2 protein-coding genes and 2 pseudogenes are annotated in these 5339 nt (G+C 48.9%); 2 read left to right on the top strand and 2 right to left on the bottom strand.

Annotated elements, in window-relative coordinates; translation table 11 throughout:
* Positions 1-476 precede the first annotated feature (476 nt).
* Positions 477-614, bottom strand: a pseudogene (locus tag WBL83_RS13245) (IS256 family transposase); the annotation flags it as partial.
* Between the two features lie 65 nt (positions 615-679).
* Positions 680-1288 carry a M15 family metallopeptidase gene (locus tag WBL83_RS13250; protein WP_424589590.1) on the bottom strand — a complete coding sequence of 203 codons (609 nt, stop codon included), beginning with the start codon at positions 1286-1288 and terminating at the stop codon, positions 680-682.
* A 421-nt stretch (positions 1289-1709) separates the two neighbouring features.
* Here WBL83_RS13250 and WBL83_RS13255 point away from each other — a divergent pair.
* Both WBL83_RS13255 and WBL83_RS13260 read left to right on the top strand, forming a co-directional pair.
* Positions 1710-1826: pseudogene (locus tag WBL83_RS13255) on the top strand (transposase); the annotation flags it as partial.
* Positions 1827-2059: 233 nt separating this feature from the next.
* Positions 2060-4942, top strand: coding sequence for a peptidoglycan-binding protein (locus WBL83_RS13260; RefSeq protein ID WP_424589591.1), 2883 nt, complete (start codon positions 2060-2062; stop codon positions 4940-4942).
* The last annotated feature ends 397 nt before the right edge of the window (positions 4943-5339 follow it).

Below are 5339 nucleotides of genomic sequence, written 5' to 3' on the forward strand. Positions count from 1 at the left end.
CTCGGCGTTCGCGCTGTGCGGGTTCAAGTCCCGCCCCGGGCACCATGGGAATAAAAGCTATAAAATCAATGATAAAGCAGTGTCGTGAAAACCACCTTCGGGTGGTTTTTTATTGCCTGAAATTCACGTCCTGTGCTCAAGGGGGCAATGAATTGCAACGTACAGCCTGCTGATGCAAAAAACTCAATCAGATAACCAGTATTATCATGGATCCTGCACGTGTTATTTCCGGTACGTCTCCGGTAACGGATACGCTCATTTTTCATGCACTGGTACTCACCACCGGTCATTCCTTCAAAAATGTACTAATTAATGTAGTAGCAGGAGCAATTTTCCTGAACACCAAACAGCTGATTACAGCCGCTCCAGTTTGAAGGGACTGAACGCTGGATTCTGAAATCAGGACAATTAAGAAGATCACACTGGTGCACATCAGTTTTCTTATGAGGATAACCCTTGAAGGGCATATCGAAGGTATGGGAATCCAGTTCAGCAGCGAGCGCTGTTTCAGTTAACTGTTTGTTTAACGGTGTTAAGATGCCATCTTTTCCTGTCATAGCTTGAAGTTCCTGAAGTGCTTTCAGGGCTATATCGAAATCGAAGGATTGGGACATGTGTCATTCCTATTTGTCGGGATTTTAATGGAATGACACAGATTTCCAGGATTCACTGGAAACTCTTAAAATATTGCCTTACCAATTGCATGGCGTTTTCTTAATTCCGCCAACATTTGCGAGGAATTCATATCTATGGCCCATACTGGACGTAACTGGAAATGAGGTTGATCAATAATCGTTTTCCAGGATCCGCCCCATTCAAGGCCAAGGTCAATCCCCATCGCACCAACAGCTTTATATTTCGCTGACTCTGCGAGATATTTGTTTCCCTCAAAAACACCAATATCAAATGCAATGGCAAAATTGTGGTTTGAATACCCGCCTTTGGCGTTGGTTACAATTTCTCCGCTTTTCGTTCTCCCTTGTGCGTAGAGTGCGTCTTGTTCAGCATATGTACGTAACCCGGAGATCACTTTGATAGTTATCCCAACTTCATTGGCTTTATGTACAAGTGCCCGTGCATAGTTTTTCACCTCCGGTAATAGCAATTCGATATTCTCCTCGCTCCTCGTATCGACTTCATCCAACTTTATATCGGCACTTAAACTTGGCTTTACTTTATTCTTTAAAATGTATTGATAGATAGCAGTCCAAGTTTGCGGCCCTGGTTTACCATCAATATCTATGTTTAATTCAGTTTGAATCTGACGAATTAACTCATTTATATTCATAACCCGAACCCTTTATTTAGATAGCCTATCTTAATTATTATAAATAATCTGAGGTTACTGCGCTCTCATGAAAATGGATGATTCAATATGCGTTGTTAATGGAATGGTATTTGTCATCTAAGGTTAAGTAAGCAGCCTGTTTTCCCCGCTCCGGATTTAGCGTTACGCAATCCCGACATTGCCAGTTTATCGTCTGCAGTGACCTGCGTCCGGGCTTGGCTGCTTTCGAAGCCTGATACACCTCGTGGCGTCGGGTCAACAACGTCTTGTCTTCTCCCGCGTGCCGCTATACCGGTGCCGTTTCGTGTGGAAATTAGCGCATGAGGTGGTGAAGTCAAGGTGTAAGTGTCCCGCATAATCGTACCATTCATATTTAGAGATCTTCCGACATACACTCACGCTGGAAACGAAGGAGATCGCTATGCGTAAAGCTCGTTTTACTGAGCATCAGAAAATCGCCTTGATTAAATCGGTGGAAGTCGGTCTGACTGTGAAAGATGTCTGCTCGAGTCACTTTATTTACTGCGCGAATCATTACCTTTCGACAGTGGTATTGACAAGTAGATGAAAATTATCATCTCCAGCTTTTTATCTAATACTTAAGAGAGAGCATCATTCGTTTGAATGATGCATTTTGAATAAACAAAGCACTAGCATATCGAATATTGAAATAGTCACACCACCTGAACGGCTCGAAGAATCCCCCAGGCATAAGTGGCAAAGTTCTGCTTATGATTCCCCCAACTTTTGTCGACATGAGGATGCAGGAAAATGAGCATCGCAAAAACTGTGCTGTTGATGCGAGGCAATTCTGATCAGACCGTCGCCGATCTGAAGAAAGCCTTACTCAAGACGTTGGACAACGGAAAAATAACATTCCCAGGCTTGGCTTCCGGTAAGGACTTCAACGCTGACACCGAAACCGCACTGCGTGCATGGCAAAGCAGCGTCGGCTTGGTTGCCGATGGTATCGCGGGACCGCGAACTCTGACAGCCCTGGGCATTACCCCGTCGGTTAAACTGGCGGTCATCGTCGACAATAGTCTAGTAGCGAAGCTCTTTCCCTTTACCCGCACGTCCAATATCGCTAGCAATCTGCCCTATGTCACCGCTGCACTGGCAGCTTTCAACCTGACCGATGCAAATCTGGTTGCCGCCGCTCTGGGTACGATAAGGGCTGAGACCGAGGGCTTCATGCCGATCGCCGAATTACCCTCACACTTTAATACATTGCCCGGGCAGTTACCGTTCAGCAAGTACGAAAATGAGCTGGGCAACAATAATCCCGGCGATGGGGCGCGCTATCGTGGACGTGGTTTCGTTCAGTTGACCGGTCGCGAGAATTATGAGAAATACGGGAAGTTGCTCGACATCGCGCTGACCGAAAATCCTGACAGCGCCTGCGCACCCGAAGTTGCTGCCTGCCTGCTGGCTGCATTCATTGATAGCCACCGGGAACGCTTGAGCACCGCGCTCGCCAAAGGCGATCTGAAAGCAGCCCGTGAGGTCGTCAATGGTGGGAGTCATGGACTGGATCGTTTCACCGATACCTATCAGCATGCGCAAAAACTGTGGTCCACCGCTGCCCAACATAGAGTAAACGCAAGGGCTAAGAACAAAGGCCAAGCCACAGTTCCTGCCACGACACGACGCAGTAGCCTCAATGTCTCGCCCGACGCTGCCGATCTCTGCGACCGCCCCTATATGCCGCCGCCCGTCTCGCTGCCTCAAAACTACCCGAATGACAAAGAGATCGCGCATTCCATCGGTACTTACACCAAGGCAGGCCTGATTCTTGACCAAGGCCTGGAAGGCGCTTGCACGGGATTTGGCCTGGCCTGCGTCATCAACTATCTACGCTGGCGCATGGCCGGAATGCCCTCGAAGATGGAATCGGTAAGTCCGCGTATGCTTTACAAATTCGCCCGTCGTTTCGACGAATATGAAGGGGAAAACTACGACGGGTCAAGCTGCCGTGGAGCACTCAAGGGCTGGTACAACAACGGAGTTTGCCTGGAGTCGAACTGGCGCTACGATGCGGGCGATGATGCATTGCCGACAGCTGGATGGGATACGGATGCTGTCGAACGGACTCTCGGCGTTTATTACCGCATAGACCCCAAAGCAATAACAGACCTGCAGGCAGCGATTCTTGAAATCGGCGCCATCTATGTATCTTCATACACCCATCAAGGTTGGGAAGGTGTCAAGACGAGCAATAAACCACCTTCTTCTCACACCGATCTTCCGCTCATACACTACGACGGTAAACCATCCCGTAGTGGCGGTCACGCCTTTGCTTTGGTTGGCTTCAACCGGGTTGGCTTTGTGCTCCAAAATTCCTGGGGTCATAACTGGGGTGCTGGCGGTTTCGCCGTGATCAGCTACACCGACTGGTTGGCCCATGGTATGGACGTCTGGGTAGCAGCAATGGGCATGCCAGGCGTAATATCCGACCGCCTGGCCAGTGGTTGTGGCGCACAGCAACTTGTCGCGGCTACCGGTACCACCCAAGGCAACTGGTGGGACGAACAGACCGCCTACCAGCACAGCATCGTATTGGGTAACAATGGTCGCGTCGATCGCTTTGATAAACTGGATGGCGTTACGCGTACCTTGCAAAACCAGGCCTGTGTTCTACCCGACACTTGGTTTCGTCAGAATGAACAGCCCATCAAGCGCCTGGTGATCTATGCACATGGAGGCCTAAACAGTGAAGGGGATGCCATCAAACGGGCACAAGCTATGGGACGCTACTTCCTCGGTAACGGTTGTTATCCGTTGTTTCTAATATGGAAAAGCGGTTTGCTCGAATCGCTAGGAGATATCCTCGCCGACAAAACCCGCCCCACAGTCTCGCCTATGGCTGGGAGCATAAGTAGCTGGCTGACCAATAACATCAGCGATCCGATCATAGAAAAAACAATCGGCCGTCCTCTGGCCCGTCCGCTATGGAGCGAAATGAAGGAAAACGCTGAACTGGCAACGGAAAGCGGGCGCGGCGGTGACCTGCTGAGTAATGCACTGCACTCACTGGCTAGCAGTTGGGGCGACAAATTCGAGTTGCACTTGATAGGGCATTCCGCTGGCTCCATCGTATTAGGCCGGTTGCTCAACAACTTGAAGCAGAAGAATCTGATCCCCAACATTAAGTCAGTTAATCTTTATGCGCCAGCCTGCACTGTCGCCTTTGCTAACCGGTACTATGCAACACAAACCGAGCTCATGAGGAGGCTGTATCTCGACATACTTAGCGATCCCCGTGAGCAAGAGGATAACGTAGCGACCATTTATCAGAAGTCATTGCTCTATTTCGTCTCGAACGCACTGGAGGCTGATTTGCGTATGCCTATCCTCGGTCTGGAGAATGTCTATAAGCCCGAATATACCGACTGGGACGGCTCGTCAATTTCTGCTGAAACTCTGACCAACTGGCGCAATGCTATGGAAATCAGCAATCTTCGCGAGCGTCTCACCATTCACGAAGAGGAAAAAATCATCATGCGCCGCGCTACCGCCGACGGTACGACGAAGAAAACTAAATGCGCCTCGCATGGAGGCTTTGACAACAATATTGAGGTCATTGAGCAGACCCTGAAACGGATCACTGGTGGCGAGCTGACACTACAGGTCGACGATCTGATCGGTTTCTAGCCACTATTTCCAAAATCTGATTTATTCATAGAGGATCACTCCTGTTTGCCAGGCTAAATATGAACCGCACCGAGTTTCCTGGAGACTACACTCTTTGATAGAAATTCTTCATGGATGACCAACTACTTGGTGATTTCGTGTGTCTGTGTCAGTTCTGTGCTCAACGCTATCCATGACTATCTATTCCCTGCTAACTACAGCAAAGATGAATAGCTAATATCAGCTAAGTCCTGCTATGAAAAGCTATGTAGCGCCATGATACTGCGTAGAATTTAAAATCCCTCGGCGTTCGCGCTGTGCGGGTTCAAGTCCCGCCCCGGGCACCATGGGAATAAAAGCTATAAAATCAATGATAAAGCAGTGTCGTGAAAACCACCTTCGGGTGGTTTTTTATTGC

The sequence above is a fragment of the Buttiauxella sp. genome, from assembly GCF_049686335.1.
Lineage (GTDB): Bacteria > Pseudomonadota > Gammaproteobacteria > Enterobacterales > Enterobacteriaceae > Buttiauxella.

What these genes read in the sequence shown, in the direction of transcription:
- WBL83_RS13250 (WP_424589590.1), bottom strand. Translation starts at nt 1,288, where the DNA reads ATGAATATAAATGAGTTAATTCGTCAGATTCAAACTGAATTAAACATA.
- WBL83_RS13260 (WP_424589591.1), top strand. Translation starts at nt 2,060, where the DNA reads ATGAGCATCGCAAAAACTGTGCTGTTGATGCGAGGCAATTCTGATCAG.